The organism is Pseudomonas sp. AF32 (assembly GCF_022342325.2).
GTDB classification, from domain to species: domain Bacteria; phylum Pseudomonadota; class Gammaproteobacteria; order Pseudomonadales; family Pseudomonadaceae; genus Aquipseudomonas; species Aquipseudomonas uvaldensis.
Genome location: NZ_RQJK02000033.1, coordinates 1 through 15,284 on the forward strand (window position 1 = coordinate 1; position 15,284 = coordinate 15,284).

General features: G+C 61.0%; 18 protein-coding genes and 1 pseudogene. 8 read left to right on the top strand and 11 right to left on the bottom strand.

The window, feature by feature from the left end:
* A pseudogene (locus EGM97_RS24490) lies at window positions 1–152 on the top strand (IS110 family transposase); the annotation flags it as partial.
* 104 nt (window positions 153–256) lie between these two features.
* On the opposite strand, the gene EGM97_RS24495 reads toward EGM97_RS24490, so the two are convergent.
* From EGM97_RS24495 to EGM97_RS24505, 3 genes are all read right to left on the bottom strand, one after another.
* Window positions 257–880, bottom strand: coding sequence for an SOS response-associated peptidase (locus EGM97_RS24495; protein WP_238962270.1), 624 nt, complete (start codon window positions 878–880; stop codon window positions 257–259).
* Between the two features lie 176 nt (window positions 881–1,056).
* Window positions 1,057–1,317 carry a putative signal transducing protein gene (locus tag EGM97_RS24500; RefSeq protein WP_238962271.1) on the bottom strand — a complete coding sequence of 87 codons (261 nt, stop codon included), beginning with the start codon at window positions 1,315–1,317 and terminating at the stop codon, window positions 1,057–1,059.
* Between the two features lie 11 nt (window positions 1,318–1,328).
* Window positions 1,329–1,511: a CPXCG motif-containing cysteine-rich protein gene (locus tag EGM97_RS24505; protein WP_232776507.1), complete on the bottom strand. Its 183-nt coding sequence runs from the start codon at window positions 1,509–1,511 to the stop codon at window positions 1,329–1,331.
* 140 nt (window positions 1,512–1,651) lie between these two features.
* Here EGM97_RS24505 and EGM97_RS24510 point away from each other — a divergent pair, with 140 nt between their 5' ends.
* Complete coding sequence (locus EGM97_RS24510; RefSeq protein WP_238962272.1) at window positions 1,652–2,818, top strand: 1-acyl-sn-glycerol-3-phosphate acyltransferase; 1,167 nt, start codon at window positions 1,652–1,654, stop codon at window positions 2,816–2,818.
* A gap of 16 nt (window positions 2,819–2,834) precedes the next feature.
* Here EGM97_RS24510 and EGM97_RS24515 read toward each other — a convergent pair whose 3' ends face one another.
* A complete protein-coding gene (locus tag EGM97_RS24515; protein WP_238962273.1) occupies window positions 2,835–3,119 on the bottom strand; it encodes a hypothetical protein in 285 nt (94 codons plus the stop codon).
* 198 nt (window positions 3,120–3,317) lie between these two features.
* Here EGM97_RS24515 and EGM97_RS24520 point away from each other — a divergent pair, with 198 nt between their 5' ends.
* On the top strand, window positions 3,318–3,524 hold the full coding sequence (locus tag EGM97_RS24520) for a hypothetical protein (protein ID WP_238962274.1): 207 nt from the start codon (window positions 3,318–3,320) through the stop codon (window positions 3,522–3,524).
* 127 nt (window positions 3,525–3,651) lie between these two features.
* Here the strand turns inward: EGM97_RS24520 and EGM97_RS24525 are convergent, their stop codons facing one another.
* On the bottom strand, window positions 3,652–4,236 hold the full coding sequence (locus EGM97_RS24525; protein WP_238962275.1) for a YajG family lipoprotein: 585 nt from the start codon (window positions 4,234–4,236) through the stop codon (window positions 3,652–3,654).
* Window positions 4,237–4,435: 199 nt separating this feature from the next.
* Here EGM97_RS24525 and EGM97_RS24530 point away from each other — a divergent pair, with 199 nt between their 5' ends.
* On the top strand, window positions 4,436–4,669 hold the full coding sequence (locus EGM97_RS24530) for a hypothetical protein (RefSeq protein WP_238962276.1): 234 nt from the start codon (window positions 4,436–4,438) through the stop codon (window positions 4,667–4,669).
* Window positions 4,670–5,405: 736 nt separating this feature from the next.
* Complete coding sequence (mqo, locus tag EGM97_RS24535; RefSeq protein ID WP_238962277.1) at window positions 5,406–6,914, top strand: malate dehydrogenase (quinone); 1,509 nt, start codon at window positions 5,406–5,408, stop codon at window positions 6,912–6,914.
* Between the two features lie 102 nt (window positions 6,915–7,016).
* On the opposite strand, the gene EGM97_RS24540 is transcribed toward mqo, so the two are convergent.
* Both EGM97_RS24540 and EGM97_RS24545 read right to left on the bottom strand, forming a co-directional pair.
* Window positions 7,017–7,304, bottom strand: coding sequence for a PA4642 family protein (locus tag EGM97_RS24540; RefSeq protein ID WP_238962278.1), 288 nt, complete (start codon window positions 7,302–7,304; stop codon window positions 7,017–7,019).
* A 62-nt stretch (window positions 7,305–7,366) separates the two neighbouring features.
* Window positions 7,367–7,852 (bottom strand): hypothetical protein, encoded by a 486-nt coding sequence (locus EGM97_RS24545; RefSeq protein WP_053146532.1) that lies wholly within the window; start codon window positions 7,850–7,852, stop codon window positions 7,367–7,369.
* 204 nt (window positions 7,853–8,056) lie between these two features.
* On the opposite strand from EGM97_RS24545, the gene dauA reads away from it, so the two are divergent.
* Entirely contained in the window at window positions 8,057–9,781 is a 1,725-nt protein-coding gene (dauA, locus tag EGM97_RS24550) for a C4-dicarboxylic acid transporter DauA (RefSeq protein ID WP_238962279.1), read from the top strand.
* A gap of 157 nt (window positions 9,782–9,938) precedes the next feature.
* Here the strand turns inward: dauA and EGM97_RS24555 are convergent, their stop codons facing one another.
* The gene (locus tag EGM97_RS24555) at window positions 9,939–10,412 is read right to left on the bottom strand and encodes a WbuC family cupin fold metalloprotein (protein ID WP_238962280.1); all 474 of its coding nucleotides are present in this window, start codon (window positions 10,410–10,412) and stop codon (window positions 9,939–9,941) included.
* A 3-nt stretch (window positions 10,413–10,415) separates the two neighbouring features.
* A complete protein-coding gene (locus EGM97_RS24560) occupies window positions 10,416–10,973 on the bottom strand; it encodes a hypoxanthine-guanine phosphoribosyltransferase (protein WP_053146539.1) in 558 nt (185 codons plus the stop codon).
* Between the two features lie 174 nt (window positions 10,974–11,147).
* Here EGM97_RS24560 and upp point away from each other — a divergent pair, with 174 nt between their 5' ends.
* Both upp and EGM97_RS24570 read left to right on the top strand, forming a co-directional pair.
* Window positions 11,148–11,786 carry a uracil phosphoribosyltransferase gene (upp, locus tag EGM97_RS24565; RefSeq protein WP_053146541.1) on the top strand — a complete coding sequence of 213 codons (639 nt, stop codon included), beginning with the start codon at window positions 11,148–11,150 and terminating at the stop codon, window positions 11,784–11,786.
* Window positions 11,787–11,788: 2 nt separating this feature from the next.
* Window positions 11,789–13,063: a uracil-xanthine permease family protein gene (locus EGM97_RS24570; protein WP_238962281.1), complete on the top strand. Its 1,275-nt coding sequence runs from the start codon at window positions 11,789–11,791 to the stop codon at window positions 13,061–13,063.
* Between the two features lie 132 nt (window positions 13,064–13,195).
* Here EGM97_RS24570 and hemH read toward each other — a convergent pair whose 3' ends face one another.
* Both hemH and EGM97_RS24580 read right to left on the bottom strand, forming a co-directional pair.
* Window positions 13,196–14,221: a ferrochelatase gene (gene hemH, locus EGM97_RS24575; RefSeq protein WP_238962282.1), complete on the bottom strand. Its 1,026-nt coding sequence runs from the start codon at window positions 14,219–14,221 to the stop codon at window positions 13,196–13,198.
* Window positions 14,222–14,234: 13 nt separating this feature from the next.
* Entirely contained in the window at window positions 14,235–15,134 is a 900-nt protein-coding gene (locus EGM97_RS24580; protein WP_238962283.1) for a TIGR01777 family oxidoreductase, read from the bottom strand.
* Between the last annotated feature and the right edge of the window lie 150 nt (window positions 15,135–15,284).

Below are 15,284 nucleotides of genomic sequence, written 5' to 3' on the forward strand. Positions count from 1 at the left end.
CCTTCTACGAGTCATACCTGGCAAGAGGCTTTTCAAAAACTCAGGCATTGGTGGTGCTTGCCCGTAAGCTCTGCCGAGTTGCATTCGCTCTGATGAAAAATCAGAGCGAATACCAGCCGAAGCCGATATTGCAGGGTTGCCCTGCAACATAGAATCTCCCACAGGAATTGGCGGCGACACGAACATTATAGGAACGCCGCAACTACCTTGTGGGAGCGAGCCTGCTCGCGATGGGGCCAGCCCAGGCACCGCACACTCAAGCCGGAGTCAGGCACTCCGGCCCGTTGAGCTTCGGATCGTTGACCAGGTTCGCCAGCACCCGCTCGCGCAGTAGCGCCGGCTCACTCGCCAGCAGCCCATGCAAGGCATGCAACGGCGTCTCTGGGTCGAGCCATATCCGCTGCCCCTCTTCATCCAGAATCAACGGCCGCCGTTGCCCCGCCGCCGGCTGGGTGATGACCGCTGTGCTCAGCCACACCTGCTCCTGGACCGGGTACGCTTCCCAGATCGCGGCAAAGAACAGCGACGAACCTTCTCCCGGCGTCAGCCAGAAAGGCCGCTTGCGCGTGCCGCCACGCCACTCATAGAACCCGTTCGCCGGCAGCAGGCAGCGGCGCAGGCGCAACGCTTCGCGGAACATCGGTTGCTCGGCCACTGTCTCGGCGCGGGCATGGGCGGGCGTGCGCGACAAGTCGGTCAACCATGGCGGCGTCAGCCCCCAACGCGCCCGCGCCACCTCGCGCCGACCTTCGGCGTCGGCCCGCAGCATCAGCACCGAGTCGTTGGGCGAAATATTCCATTGGGCCTTCTGGTCGGCGGGGAAGCCGGGCAAGGCCGCGAAAGCGGGGTTCCAGCGAAACAGGGCATAACGTCCACACATGGGGCAACACAACTCTTGATCAAACGACCGCCAGCCTAGGCTCTGTACGAAAAGCCTTGAGACGAAGGTCAGGCAAGGCGAAAACAGCCGAGCAAGCGCAGTGTACTGGAGTACATGAGCATTGCGAGGCTGTTTTCAACGCAGCATGAACGAGTATCAAGACTTTCGTACAGAGCCTAACAGACCAGCGTGCCGGGATAACTGTCGGGTTCATCACCAGGCAACGGCAACGCGACATTGTAGGCCGCGATCAATTCCCTCGCGCGTTGCGCCTGGTCGTCCTCCACCGCCAGCCCCAGCAGGCCCTGCACCGGCAACTCACCGATCCCGCCTACCAAATCACGCCCCGCCAGATACGCCGTGATGCCTTCGCTGGCGAGCATGCCTTGCAGCAGCTCGCCCTCCATCAGGTTTTCCAGTTCGTAGATTCGCTGCATCGGCGCCCCCGTCATTCGTTTTCGCTGTAGACCGTGAGATGCCACTCCTCTTCGTGAACCTGCAAGACGAAGGTGATGGGCTTGCAACAAACCTGGCAGTCCTCGATATAGGTCTGGTCACCACCGGACAGGTCCACGGTCGTCTCAACTTCTTCACCACAATAGGGACAATCGTAAAGAGCAGATTCCAGCATCGCGGCCTCCCAGGTGACTTGTGCGTATAATCGCCGGTCTATTTGCAGGGCTATTTTCGTCTGGCTTGTTTTCCAGGCCGTGCCCTGTCGTTTTTTTGATCGAACCCTTAACTTACCTTAGCCGTTTCCAACAAGAGAGCATGATGGGCGAATTCGATGCCATCCGACCTTACGACGACAGTGAAGTCCCAGCGGTGCTGGCACGGTTGCTCGGCGACAAGGCGTTTCTAGATATCCTCACCCACTTCCGCTTTCCGCGCCTGGCCGGTGCTTTCGGCTGGATGCTCAAACCTCTTATAGCGCAAAGATTGCGTCGAGAGTTCGCCGGCGTGACCTCGGTCGCCACCTTGCAGGATAAAGTGGAGTTCTACGTCGACCACACCATCGAACGTGCCACCGATGGCGTGACCTACACCGGGGTGGAGCAATTCAAGTCAGGCAGTGCTTACCTGTTCATCGCCAACCACCGCGACATCGTGATGGACCCGGCCTTCGTCAACTACGCCGTCTACCACGCTGGCTTGCCGACCCCACGCATTGCCATTGGCGACAACCTGCTGCAAAAACCCTTCGTCAGCGACCTGATGCGCCTGAACAAGAGCTTCATCGTGCACCGCTCTCTCACCGGTCGGAAGGAGAAGCTGGCGGCGTATCAATTGCTTTCGGCCTACATCAACCACTCGATCCGCAACGACTGCGCTTCGATCTGGATCGCCCAGGCCGAGGGCCGGGCCAAGGACGGCGACGACCGTACCGAGTCGGCGATCCTCAAGATGTTCCATATGAGTCGCAAGGACGAGCCGTTCGGTGAAGTCATCCAATCGCTGAACCTCACTCCCGTGTCCATCAGCTATGAATACGACCCGTGCGACCAGGCCAAGGCGCGGGAGTTGTACATCCGCGCCACCACCGGCACCTACACCAAGGCCCCGGGTGAGGATGACGTGAGCATCGCCAAAGGCATCACCGGCTACAAGGGTCGGGTACACGTGAACTTCGCCGCGCCGATCACCGAGCTGTTCGAAGACACCAAGCAACTGGCCCAGGAAATGGACCGGCAGATTCTCGGTGGCTATCGCCTGTTCCCGGTGCATTACCTGGCTTACGCCCAGTGGGCCGACGCCGACCCGCAACTGGAAGTTCCGAAAGCGGCCGAAGTATTCGGTGCCGAGGAGTTGGCCAAGGCCCAGGAAGAATGGCAACGCCGGCTGGACGCTTGCCCGGAGGAACACCGACCGTTCCTGGTGCTGCAATATGCGACGCCGGTGCGTAATCAATATCGGGTCAAGGCGGGGTTGGCGCTGTAAGGCGCCAAATGCTGCCTCAATGGATCTGCGTGCTGATCCAGGAAACCAACAACGCCAGCGCCAGGCAGCCGAAACCGAAGCGGTAGAAGAATCGGTTCATGCGCTGGGTCGCCAGGTCCAGCAGCGCTTCGAACCGTTCTTCGCCATTGCCATTGCGCGCTTCGAGGCTGGCCCGCGCCCGCAGTTCACGACGGCGCGTAGCGTGCAGCAACCAACCGCCAGGGCAGGCAAACAGCAGGGCGATCAGGTTGATCAGCTTGGCAGGATGATTGGCGAACAGCGAAAGCAGATGCAGCGACATCGAAAACCTCAAGGAGCGCGACCAGACGAACGGGGCGGGGATTCTACCTAAAGCCCGCAGCCCTGCCGTGTTTTTTCCGACCTGTGGAGCAAGGCTTGCTTGCCGCTGGACTGGGCCAGAGATTAATTTCAGCTGTCACGATTTCGTCATCTGAGCAGGCCACTCTGTCGCCCGTCAAAAACCTGCACGGACCCCGCCATGCTCCACGCTGAAAACCAGGATCGCCTCTACCTCATCACCCCGAGCGAGGAACAACAGAACCTTGTCGGCAGCCTGTCCTTCAACGTACAGGATCGGCACTGGCTGGTGTATTGCGCCCTTGGCGGCCATGAACATGCCGACCTGCCCGAGACCGACCTGCTGACCGGCATCAGTGTGCTGGAGTTGTACTCGCAGGCTGCATGAAAAACAACTGTGGGAGCGAGCCTGCTCGCGATAGCGATTTATCGGTCACATTGATTTCGAATGTGCCATCGCCATCGCGAGCAGGCTCGCTCCCACAGGGTTGAATTGCCTGGAAGACCGGGAAGTGTTACTCGGCCAGCACCTGGCCAATGGTCGGATCCTTGAACAGTCGGGTCAGGGCGTCGCTCAATACGTCGCTGACCAGCTTGGTGTTGGTGTCCTGGTTGGGCGCCATGCCGAAGCGCTGGTCCAGCGAAGCGCCATACCGACCGCTATAGCGACGGTTGGCGTTCTGCACGTCGGAGCGGAAAGTCGCGCCGATGGTGGCTTCAGTCACGTACATGCCTTCCTTGGGCGATTGATATTTCAGCTCGGCCAGGGTGACCGTCAGTTGCGGTGCATTCATCGCGTTCGGGGTCGGGGTGAAGCCCAGCAAACGTACCGCCGCTTCAGCCTGGGCTTGCAGCTTGGGCAGGATCTGGGCGCCTTGCACCGTGATCACGCTGGTTTCCGGGTACAGGCCGCCCCGAGTGCCGAGAGTCGGCGACGGACGACCGTCCACCACCCGCACCACCACCGGCTGGCCGCGCCCCACAGGCGCCAATTGGGCGTTGAGCCTGGGTTCCGGGTTAAGTTGTTGCGGGCTGTGGGCACAGCCGACGAGGGTCAGACTGGTCACAGCGATCAAACCGAACAACAGGCGTTGCAACATGCTCTTCTCTCCAGAATCGGGCACTGACAGGCCCGCAGTATAGCGGTGCGCCAGGGCGGCGAACTAGCCGACAAATACTGAAATATATGACATGAGCCGCCAATCCCGGTTCCTGTCACTCCATTGTCACGGTCCTTACACCGACATGTCACGGCCCGCTGTCAGGCTGACTCCAGGCTCCCCGATACGGTATTCGATCATGCGTTTTCTCATTTCGCTGTTCACCCCGCGCCCGCAACACCGCAGCTTCGCCCTGCTGGACCGCGACGGCCGCTGCCAGGCGTTCAAGCAATGCAGCCTGCAACCCATGGGCGAAGGCTGGGTGGAAATCGACGAAATCCGCCTTAGCTGGCTGAACCAGCCTTTGCCTGCCAGCGCCCGGGTACAACCGCTTTGTGCCCGTGCCCGCAACCGCCAACTGTTGGCCATCTGACCGGACGGCTAATAAAAGTCATAAAACACGACCATTTCCCTGCGTTTCTTCGTTACAATCTCCCCCCGATTATAAGGACGTCTCCTGATCGGGCCTCGCAACACCGCTGATGCACTGTCATCGGCACCCAGCATCGCCCACAGAGAGCCGCCCACACAGATCGAGTGAAGCTGGCGCGCCCCCTGTTTCCGGGCAAGTCACCACTTTTCGCGAATCTGCAGAGCTGTCATTACGCTCGGTCACTGAGCTGTCTGCCCGTTTTGCCTGTCATGTACTACATGGGGGGCGAGTCAACCGGGCGCGGTGCCAGGCTGGGACAGCCCTTTTTTGAGGTTCACGTCTTCAAAAGAGCGTGAAAAAACGGGTTTTCACAACTTCACAAGAGTGTGGCGAGCAAATGAATAGTTTTGCGTCTGAACAAGCACCATTGGCGTCTGGAACAGCCCAACGACACAGGACCGGATATCGCTCAAGAACCGTCGCCTGAAGCCTGTCCGCTACGGATTTGGTTGCACGAACGGATGTCTCGGCCATAAGTCGAATTGCCCGCCCGGCGCTTAAATGAGTTCATGGGACTCTTGAGGCCAGGCTGCATGCATCCGCAGTGTTGCGAAAAATTGCGAAGATTCGGACATGGCGTAACTGGCCATGGGAACCTGGGGCGCAACCGACCTGCCCCGCCAATCCTGGCCGCCATGCCGACAATTTGGTGCTGCAGATTTTGGAGACGCGTTAAATGGCGCATAACGAAGCAGTCGATGTAGTTCTGGTAGGGGCCGGCATCATGAGTGCCACCCTGGCCGTGCTGCTCAAGGAGCTCGACCCCGCGATCTCGCTGGAAGTCGTCGAGCTGATGGATTCCGGTGCCGCGGAGAGTTCCAACCCATGGAACAACGCCGGTACCGGCCACGCCGGGCTGTGTGAACTGAACTACACGCCCCAGGCGGCCGACGGCACTGTCGATATCAAGAAAGCCGTGCACATCAACACCCAGTTCGAGGTGTCGAAGCAGTTCTGGACATACCTGACCAGGAAAAGCACGTTCGGCTCATCCAAATCCTTTATCGCCCCGGTGCCACACCTGAGTTTCGTACAGGGCGAGAAAGGCGTGTCGTTCCTGAAGAAGCGTTTCGAACTGCTGAGCCGGCATCACGCTTTTTCCGAGATGGAATACACCGAAGACAAAGGCAAGATGGCCGAGTGGATGCCGCTGATGATGCCAGGCCGACCGGCCGATGAAGTCATCGCCGCCACCCGCGTCATGAACGGCACCGACGTCAACTTCGGCGCCCTGACCAATCAATTGCTCAAGCACCTGACCAGCGCTCCGGACACCCAGGTCAAGTACTGCAAGCGCGTCACCGGCCTCAAGCGCAACGGCAGTGGCTGGACCGTGAGCATCAAGGACGTCAACTCCGGCGCCAGCCGTGATGTAGACGCCAGGTTCGTATTCCTGGGTGCCGGCGGCGCGGCATTGCCCTTGCTGCAAGCTTCAGGCATCGAGGAGAGCAAGGGCTTCGGCGGCTTCCCTGTCAGCGGCCAGTGGCTGCGTTGCGACAACCCGGACGTGGTCAAGCATCACCAGGCCAAGGTCTACAGCCAGGCCGCGGTGGGCTCGCCGCCCATGTCGGTACCGCACCTGGACACCCGCGTGGTCGATGGCAAGAAATCCCTGCTGTTCGGGCCATACGCCGGTTTCACCACCAAGTTCCTCAAGCACGGCTCGATCATGGACCTGCCGCTGTCGGTACGCGCCGGAAACATCGGCCCGATGCTGGCCGTGGCCCGCGACAACATGGACCTGACCAAGTACCTGATCAGCGAAGTGATGCAATCCATGGAGCAACGCCTGGAATCGCTTCGTCGCTTCTACCCCGAGGCGAAAGCCGAGGACTGGCGCCTGGAAGTGGCCGGCCAACGGGTGCAGATCATCAAGAAAGACCCGAAGAAAGGCGGTGTCCTGCAATTCGGCACCGAACTGGTGGCCGCCAAGGACGGCACCCTCGCCGCCCTGCTCGGCGCATCGCCAGGCGCTTCGGTCACCGTCTCGATCATGCTCGAGCTGATCGAGCGCTGCTTCCCGGACAAGGCCAAGGGTGAGTGGGCCGCCAAGCTCGCGGAAATCTTCCCGGCCCGGGAAAAAGTGTTGGAAACCGATGCGGCGCTGTATCGCAAGATCAATACGCAGAACAACATTGCGCTGGGACTGGTTGAAGAAAGCAGCGAGACCCCGAGCTACGCTTGATTTGCCCCCCATGAAAAACGCCCCGCTCTGTTCCGAGAGCGGGGCGTTTTTTTATCTGGACATTGCGTCGAGGCGAGGACACTCGCTCCCGCTGGCCTGCAATCAACCACGCGCCCTGTTGAACAGTTCGATGTACTCTTCGGCATTACGCTGGTCCTGGATCAGCGCAACGAAATCGTTACCGTGCTCATCCTTGCCGTTGAGGTCGTAGCCGGCTTCGACGAAAAACGTCAGGAACCGTTCGAAATCGTCGACCCGCAGGCCACGGTAGCCCTTGATCAGTTTGTGCAGCGACGGCGAGGTAGCATCGGCCGGTTCGAAATTGAGGAACAGCTTGATCTGTTCATCGCCAATTTCATCGCCAATCACCTGTTTCTTGTCTTTACGCATTGCCGGCTCCAACTCGCACAGTTCACGGGGGCGGGCAGTTTACCCCCGGCAGGGGCCGGGGCTCAACGCGGGCGTACGGCCCCGGTGTGCAGGTCGGCCCAGATGTGGCCGTTGGGGTAACTGAGAAACTGCACATACACCGTGTCGTTACGCAGTAAATCGATGACTGCCCGGTAATGGGCCTGTGGATAAGACAACGTCAGGGTCTTGCTCGCCTCGTCGAAGACCGGTTTCTTCAGGCTTTTACTTTCCCCATCGAAGTTGAGGATCACCTGGCTGATGGTGGCGCCCTTGTTCAGGGGCTTGCCTTTGAGGCGTACCAGCAAAGGCGAAGTGACCGGGATCGGTTGCTGGTTGGACTGGCGCTGGTTGCCCAGCACCACCGAATATTCGGTGACTTGCAGCAGTTGCTGCTGATCAGGTTGCTCCTGGCGCACCGTCAGGTCATCGGGTGGCAGGAACTGGCTGTGCATCGGCGCGGCTTCGACCGCAAGGGTCAGGCTGGATAGCAACAGCAAAGCGGTGCGGCGGCGGGTCGATACACTCATTGGCAGGCTCCGGAATCTTGGCCTGGCACTCTAGCATGGGCACGGTCGTTGAAAATAAACGATCCGGATCAATACATCCGGGCCCCGAGCGCGGCATACTCAAAGGGCCATCATTGCGCAAGATGTGGTGATGTCTTTTGTGGCAAGGGAGCCAGCTCCTCGCCACAGGTCAGGCGTTTGTCCAATCCTCTGTGTGGAGTGCCCATGTCCTTCTCCGCCCTGCCTCTGTTCGCCGCCTTTCGCCAATCCTGGCGCGCCGGTTACACCCTCGATCGCCTGCGCGGCGACCTGGTGGCCGGGCTCACCGTCGGCATCATTGCCATTCCCCTGGCCATGGCCCTGGCAATCGCCGTCGGCGTACCGCCGCAACATGGCTTGTACACGGTGCTGGTCGCCGCGCCGCTGATTGCCCTCACCGGTGGCTCGCGGTTCAACGTGAGTGGGCCGACCGCCGCGTTCGTGGTGATCCTGCTCCCGATTACCCAGCAATATGGAGTGGGCGGCCTGCTGTTGTGCACGATGCTGGCCGGCCTGATCCTGATCGCCCTGGGGCTGATGCGCGCCGGACGGTTGATCCAGTACATCCCCTATCCGGTCATCCTCGGTTTCACCGCCGGCATCGGCGTGGTCATCGCCACGTTGCAGTTGAAGGATCTGCTCGGTCTGAATACTGCCGGCCAGGCCCAGCACTACATCGAACAGCTGGGCGCGCTGATCTTGGCGCTGCCCAGCGCCCGATTGGGCGATGGCGTCGTCGGCATCACTTGCCTGGCGGTGCTGATTGCCTGGCCACGCTGGGTCCCTCGCGTTCCGGGGCATCTGGTCGCGCTGCTCGTCGGGGCTTTGTTGGGTGTAGCGCTGGAGCTCGCTGGCTGGCCGATCGCGACGTTGGGCGAACGCTTCAGCTATATGGTCGATGGCGTCAGCCACCCAGGTATTCCGCCGTTCCTGCCGACCTTCGACTGGCCCTGGAACCTGCCGGACAGCAACGGTCGACCGTTGCAGCTTTCCTACGACCTGATTCGCCAGCTGATGGCGCCCGCATTCGCCATTGCCATGCTTGGCGCCATCGAATCGCTGTTGTGCGCCGTAGTGGCGGACGGCATGACCGGCAGCAAGCACGATCCCAATGCCGAACTGATGGGCCAGGGTTTGGGCAATCTGGTCGCGCCGCTCTTCGGTGGCATTACCGCCACGGCGGCGATTGCCCGTAGCGCCACCAATGTGCGCAGCGGCGCGTCTTCTCCGCTGGCCGCGATCATCCACAGCCTCGTGGTGCTGCTGGCGATGTTGCTGCTGGCGCCGCTGTTCAGCTACCTGCCCATGGCCGCGCTGGCCGCATTGCTGGTGATGGTGGCCTGGAACATGAGCGAGGCCGGGCATGTGCTGCACACCCTGCGCATTGCCCCGCGCAGCGACGTACTGGTGTTGCTGACCTGCCTGAGCCTGACGGTATTGTTTGATATGGTCCTGGCCGTTGCCGTCGGCCTGCTGCTGGCCGCCGGGCTGTTCATCAAGCGCATGAGCGAACTGACCGACAGTGCCGAATTGCCACGCCAGTTCCATCAAGCGTTGCTGGACATGCCAGAGCATGTGCGTTGCTACGCCATTCGCGGCCCGTTGTTCTTCGGCGCGGCGGAAAAAGCTCTGGACGTGCTGCGCAAGTTCGATCCAGGTGTGCGGGTGGTCGTCGTGGAAATGAGTGCCGTGCCGATGCTGGACATGACCGCATTGGCCGCGTTTGACAATATCCTCAAGGATTACCGCAGGCAGGGCATCGGCCTGATTCTGGTGGCGACCACCCCACGGGTGCGCCTGAAATTGCGCCGCGCCGGTGTCCATCGCGAGCAGCGCCAATTGGCGTATGTGCAGACCTTGGAACAGGCACGGGTCAAGAGTGAGCAGTGGGTGGAAACGGGGCGCGCCTGATCTGCGGGAAAGAATCCTGTGGCGAGGGGATTTATCCCCGCTGGCTGCGAAGCAGCCCCTGCGATTTCAATCCTGACCGAGAACTTGCGAGCGCTGCGCACTTGAGCGGGGTGGTGCGACGTTTCGCTAAATCCCCTCGCCACAAGGGCCGCGGTGATCAGTCGAACTGGGCGCGCATCCAGGCGTGGTATTCGACCACGCCCGCTTCGCCTTCGCGAGGCGCCCAATGAGCCAGTTCACCCTCGCCCACAGGCCGGTAAGGACCGGCCTTGCATTCGAACATCAGGCTATCGGCCTCCAGCACCACCAGACCGTGATACACGCCCGCCGGCAAGTCGACACCGAGGCAATCGCCCCCGGCTTGCAGAACACGCTTGTCGATCACGGCACCCGCCTCGTCGAAGATCAACACACCGAGACGCCCCCGCAGGACCAGCAAGGTTTCAGCCTTGTCGGCGCTCAGATGTCGATGAGGCGGGATGTACGTGGACGGCTGCAACCCCACCGCCATACGGTGGCACGGCTCGTCCATCTGGTGGAAATTGTGGTGTTGTCGCCCGCGGGGATTGGCCGCCGCTTTCTCGGCTAACGCACCGAACAGCGCCTCATCCAGAAAGCTCGGCAGGTTCATCGATTACATCCCCTTGACGGCGAAAATACCGTTGGCGTTGCGCCAGTAGCCCTTGTAGTCCATGCCATAGCCGAAGATGTAGCGGTCCTCGCAGGGCAGACCCACGAAATCGGCCTTCAGGTCTGGACGGGCCTTGCGGTCATGGTCCTTGTCGATCAGTACGGCGGTGTGCACCGCGCGGGCACCGGCATGTCGGCAGAAGTCAATGATCGCGCCCAGGGTGTGCCCTTCGTCCAGGATGTCGTCGATGATCAATACGTCGCGGTCGATGAACGAGACTTCCGGCTTGGCTTTCCAGAACAGGTCGCCACCGCTGGTTTCGTTGCGGTAGCGGGTGGCGTGCAGATAAGACGCTTCCAGCGGGAAGTTCAGATAAGTCAGCAGCTTGCCAGAGAAAATCAGCCCGCCGTTCATGACGCAGAACACCACAGGGTTGCTATCGGCCAATTGATCGTTGATTTGCGCACCGACACGGGCGATGGCCGCTTCGACTTCGGCTTCGGTGTACAGGCAGTCAGCCTCTCGCATGATTTGACGGATATGCTCGAGATCAGCGGACATGGCGCTCTCCAGTGGCGTTTGAGGGGAGGGACGGTTCGGAAAAGCCGGCAAAGGTACGCATCAAGCGAGGCCAGATCAAGCGTTTGTGGACTAACGTTCTGTATTGTCTATAGGACAACATCCCCGGATAGATTAATCTAGCCCGGTTTTTTTGCCCGCCGCCGGAGCCTTCCCATGCCCATCCTCGAGATCCGCCATCCGCTGATCAGACACAAACTCGGCCTGATGCGCCGCGCCGACATCAGCACGAAGAACTTCCGTGAGCTCGCTCAGGAAGTCGGTGCGCTGCTCACCTACGAAGCCACCAAGGACCTGCCGCTGGAAACCTACAGCATCGACGGTTGGGCCGGAGCGGTCCAGGTGGAGAAAATCGCCGGCAAGAAGATCACCGTGGTGCCGATTCTGCGCGCCGGCATCGGCATGCTCGAAGGCGTGCTGAGCCTGATCCCGGGAGCCAAGGTCAGCGCGGTGGGCGTGGCCCGTAACGAAGAAACGTTGCAAGCCCATACCTACCTGGAAAAACTGGTGCCGGAAATCGACGAGCGCCTGGCGATGATCATCGACCCGATGCTCGCCACGGGCAGCTCCATGGTCGCCACCATCGACCTGCTGAAAAAGGCCGGTTGCCGGGACATCCGCGCCATGGTGCTGGTGGCCGCGCCTGAAGGCATCAAGGCGGTGGAAGACGCCCACCCCGACGTGACCATCTATACCGCCTCCATCGACCAGAAGCTCAACGAGCACGGCTACATCATCCCGGGCCTGGGCGATGCCGGTGACAAGATCTTCGGCACCAAGCAGAAGGACGCCTGAGCATGCAGGACGAGTTCAACGACCCGCTCTGGCGGCAGGTGGTGTCCGGTGCCCAGATGTTGTTCGTCGCCTTTGGCGCACTGGTGCTGATGCCGCTGATCACCGGGCTGGACCCGAACGTCGCACTGTTCACCGCCGGCCTGGGCACGATCCTGTTCCAGGTGGTGACCGGGCGCCAGGTGCCGGTGTTTCTGGCCTCCAGCTTTGCATTCATCACCCCGATCATCCTCGCCAAGGGCCAGTTCGGCCTGGCGGAAACCATGGGCGGCGTGATGGCGGCCGGTTTCGTCTATACCTTCCTGGGCCTGGCGGTGAAGATCAAGGGCACCGGGTTCATTGACCGGCTGCTGCCGCCGGTGGTGATCGGTCCGGTGATCATTTCCATCGGCCTGGCGATGGCGCCGATTGCCGCGAACATGGCCATGGGCAAGGCCGGTGACGGCGCCGAGCTGATTCACTATCAGACCGCGATGATGATCTCCATGCCGGCCCTGCTGACCACCCTGATCGTCGCGGTGTTCGGCAAAGGCATTTTCCGCCTGGTGCCGATCATTTCCGGCGTGCTGGTGGGCTTCGCCATGTCGTTCTTCTTCGGCGTGGTGGACACCGCGAAGATCGCCGCCGCACCGTGGTTCGCGCTGCCGAACTTCACCGCGCCGGCGTTCAACTGGCAGGCCATCCTGTTCATCGTACCGGTGGCCCTGGCTCCGGCCATCGAGCACATCGGCGGCGTGATCGCCGTGGGTAGCGTGACCGGTCGCGACTACCTGAAAAAGCCCGGCCTGCACCGCACCCTGTTCGGCGATGGCATCGCCACCACCGCCGCCGGCCTGTTCGGTGGCCCGCCCAACACCACTTACGCCGAAGTCACCGGCGCGGTGATGCTGACCAAGAACTACAACCCGAAGATCATGACCTGGGCGGCGATCTTCGCCATCGCCCTGGCATTCATCGGCAAGTTCGGCGCGCTGCTGCAAAGCATCCCGGTACCCGTGATGGGCGGGATCCTGTGCCTGTTGTTCGGTTCGATTGCAGCGGTGGGCATGAACACCCTGATCCGCCACAAGATCGACCTGGGCGAGGCACGCAACCTGGTGATCGTTTCGGTGACGCTGGTGTTCGGTATCGGCGGCGTGCTGATCGGCACCGGCACCGGCCCGGACGACTTCGGCCTCAAGGGCATCGCACTGTGCGCAGTGGTGGCGATAGGGTTGAACCTGATCCTGCCGGGAAATGACAGCTGGAAGCACAAGAAGGCGGATGAGCCGCTGATCTGATAGGTGTGTTATCTGATAGGGCCTCTTCGCGAGCAAGCCCGCTCCCACAGTGGATCTTGGGTGGTCACAGGACTTGTGTACACCAGAGATCCCATGTGGGAGCGGGCTTGCCCGCGAAAGGGCCTTTGAACTCTATAGAGCGATCGGTGCCCGCTCGCATAATGTGCTCAATGCCTTTACCCACTGCGGCTGATCATTGAGGCACGGTACCAACACCAGTTCCTCCCCGCCCGCCTCGCGGAACTGTTCACGCCCACGGTCCCCGATTTCCTCCAGGGTTTCGATGCAGTCCGCCACGAATGCCGGACACATCACCAGCACCTTCTTCACACCGCTTTTGGCCAGCTCATCCAGCCGTGCTTCGGTATAAGGTTCGATCCACTTGGCACGGCCCAGTCGCGACTGGAAGGACACCGACCATTTCCCATCCGCCAGCCCCAGGCGCTTGGCGAACAATTCGGCGCTGCGAATGCACTGGGCGCGGTAACAGGTGGCCATGACCTGAGACGACGCATTCTTGCAGCAGTCAGCGTCCTTGAAGCAGTGAAAACCCGTTGGATCGAGCTTGGTCAGGTGCCGTTCCGGCAGGCCATGGAAGCTGAGCAGCAGGTGATCATAGTCTTGCGCCAGATAAGGTCTGGCGCTGGCCACCAGCGCGTCGAGGTATTCCGGCTGATCGTAGAATGGCTGGAGAATCGAGAACTGCACATCGAGTCCCTTCTCCCGTACGACACGCCTGGCTTCCTCGACCACCGTGGTCACGGTGCTGTCGGCGAACTGCGGATACAGCGGTGCCAACGTGATCTTCTTGTGGCCCTGGCTCGCCAGGCGCACCAGCGCCGATTCAATGGACGGTTCGCCATAGCGCATCGCCAATTCCACCGGGCCCTGAGTCCATTGTGCGGTCATCGCCTGTTGCAACCGGCGGCTGAGCACCACCAGCGGCGACCCTTCCTCCCACCAGATCGACGCATAGGCGTGGGCCGATTGCTCGGGGCGCTTGACCAGGATCAGCGACACCAGCAACCGCCGCACCGGCCAGGGCAAGTCGATGACGTATGGGTCCATCAGGAATTGATTGAGGTAGCGGCGCACATCGGCCACCGAGGTGGAAGCAGGCGAACCCAGATTCACCAGAAGCAACGCGTGATCGGTCATGCAACGTCCTATTTCAAAAGCGGGGGGACAAGTCGTCCAGCGCCGCGGGCAAATCAGTGAACCGGAAAATGAAACCCGCCGACTGTAATCGGGCCGGCATGGCACGCTGGCCGCCCAGCAACAGCAATGACATTTCTCCCAACGCGACTTTCAACACCAACTCCGGCACCGGCACCACCGCAGGCCGGTTCAATACCTCACCCAAGGCCTTGGCGAAGTCACGATTGCGCACCGGGTTCGGCGCGCAGGCATTATAAGGACCGCTGGCATCATCGCGGTGTAGAAGAAAATCAATCAGGGCGATTTGATCGTCGATATGAATCCATGGCATCCACTGCCGACCATTGCCGATACGCCCGCCCAGCGCCAGTTTGAAGGGCAATAGCAGCCGCGACAAAACGCCGCCGTCAGCGGACAGGACCAGGCCGGTACGCACCAGCACTACACGCACCCCCGTGGCCTCGGCCCGTTGCGCGGTTTCCTCCCAGGCGATGCACAGTTGGCTGGCGAAATCCTCGCTCACCGGTCCCGATTCTTCAGTCAGCTCACGCTCGCCACCGTCACCGTACCAGCCCACCGCCGAGCCGGAAATCAACACCCGGGGTTTCTGCTCGCAACGCTCCAACCAGGCCAACAACACTTCCGTCAGGGTGATGCGACTGCTCCACAAGAGCAACTTGCGCTTGTGGCTCCAGGGTCGGTCGGCAATCGGCGCGCCGGCAAGATTGATCACAGCGTCCACCGGATCGTCGATCTCGTCGAGCTTGGCGATCCCCCTCACCTGCGCTCCACAGAGGTCCGCCACCTGTTCGGGCCGACGACTCCATACCGTCAGACGATGCCCCTTTTCCAGCCAGTGACGGCAAAGCTCGCGTCCGATTAAACCAGTACCGCCGGTCAGCAATATGTGCATGAGGTGATCCTCTCATCGCGTTTTACCCGGCCCATTAGTCTATTTTTATAAGCAGGGATTTTTCGTATCGGACAGGGTCTGTTTTAACAATAGGACAACCTGTCGAACGCGAACGGTAAAAACTTATACCAAAAACCCGAATTGTACAGG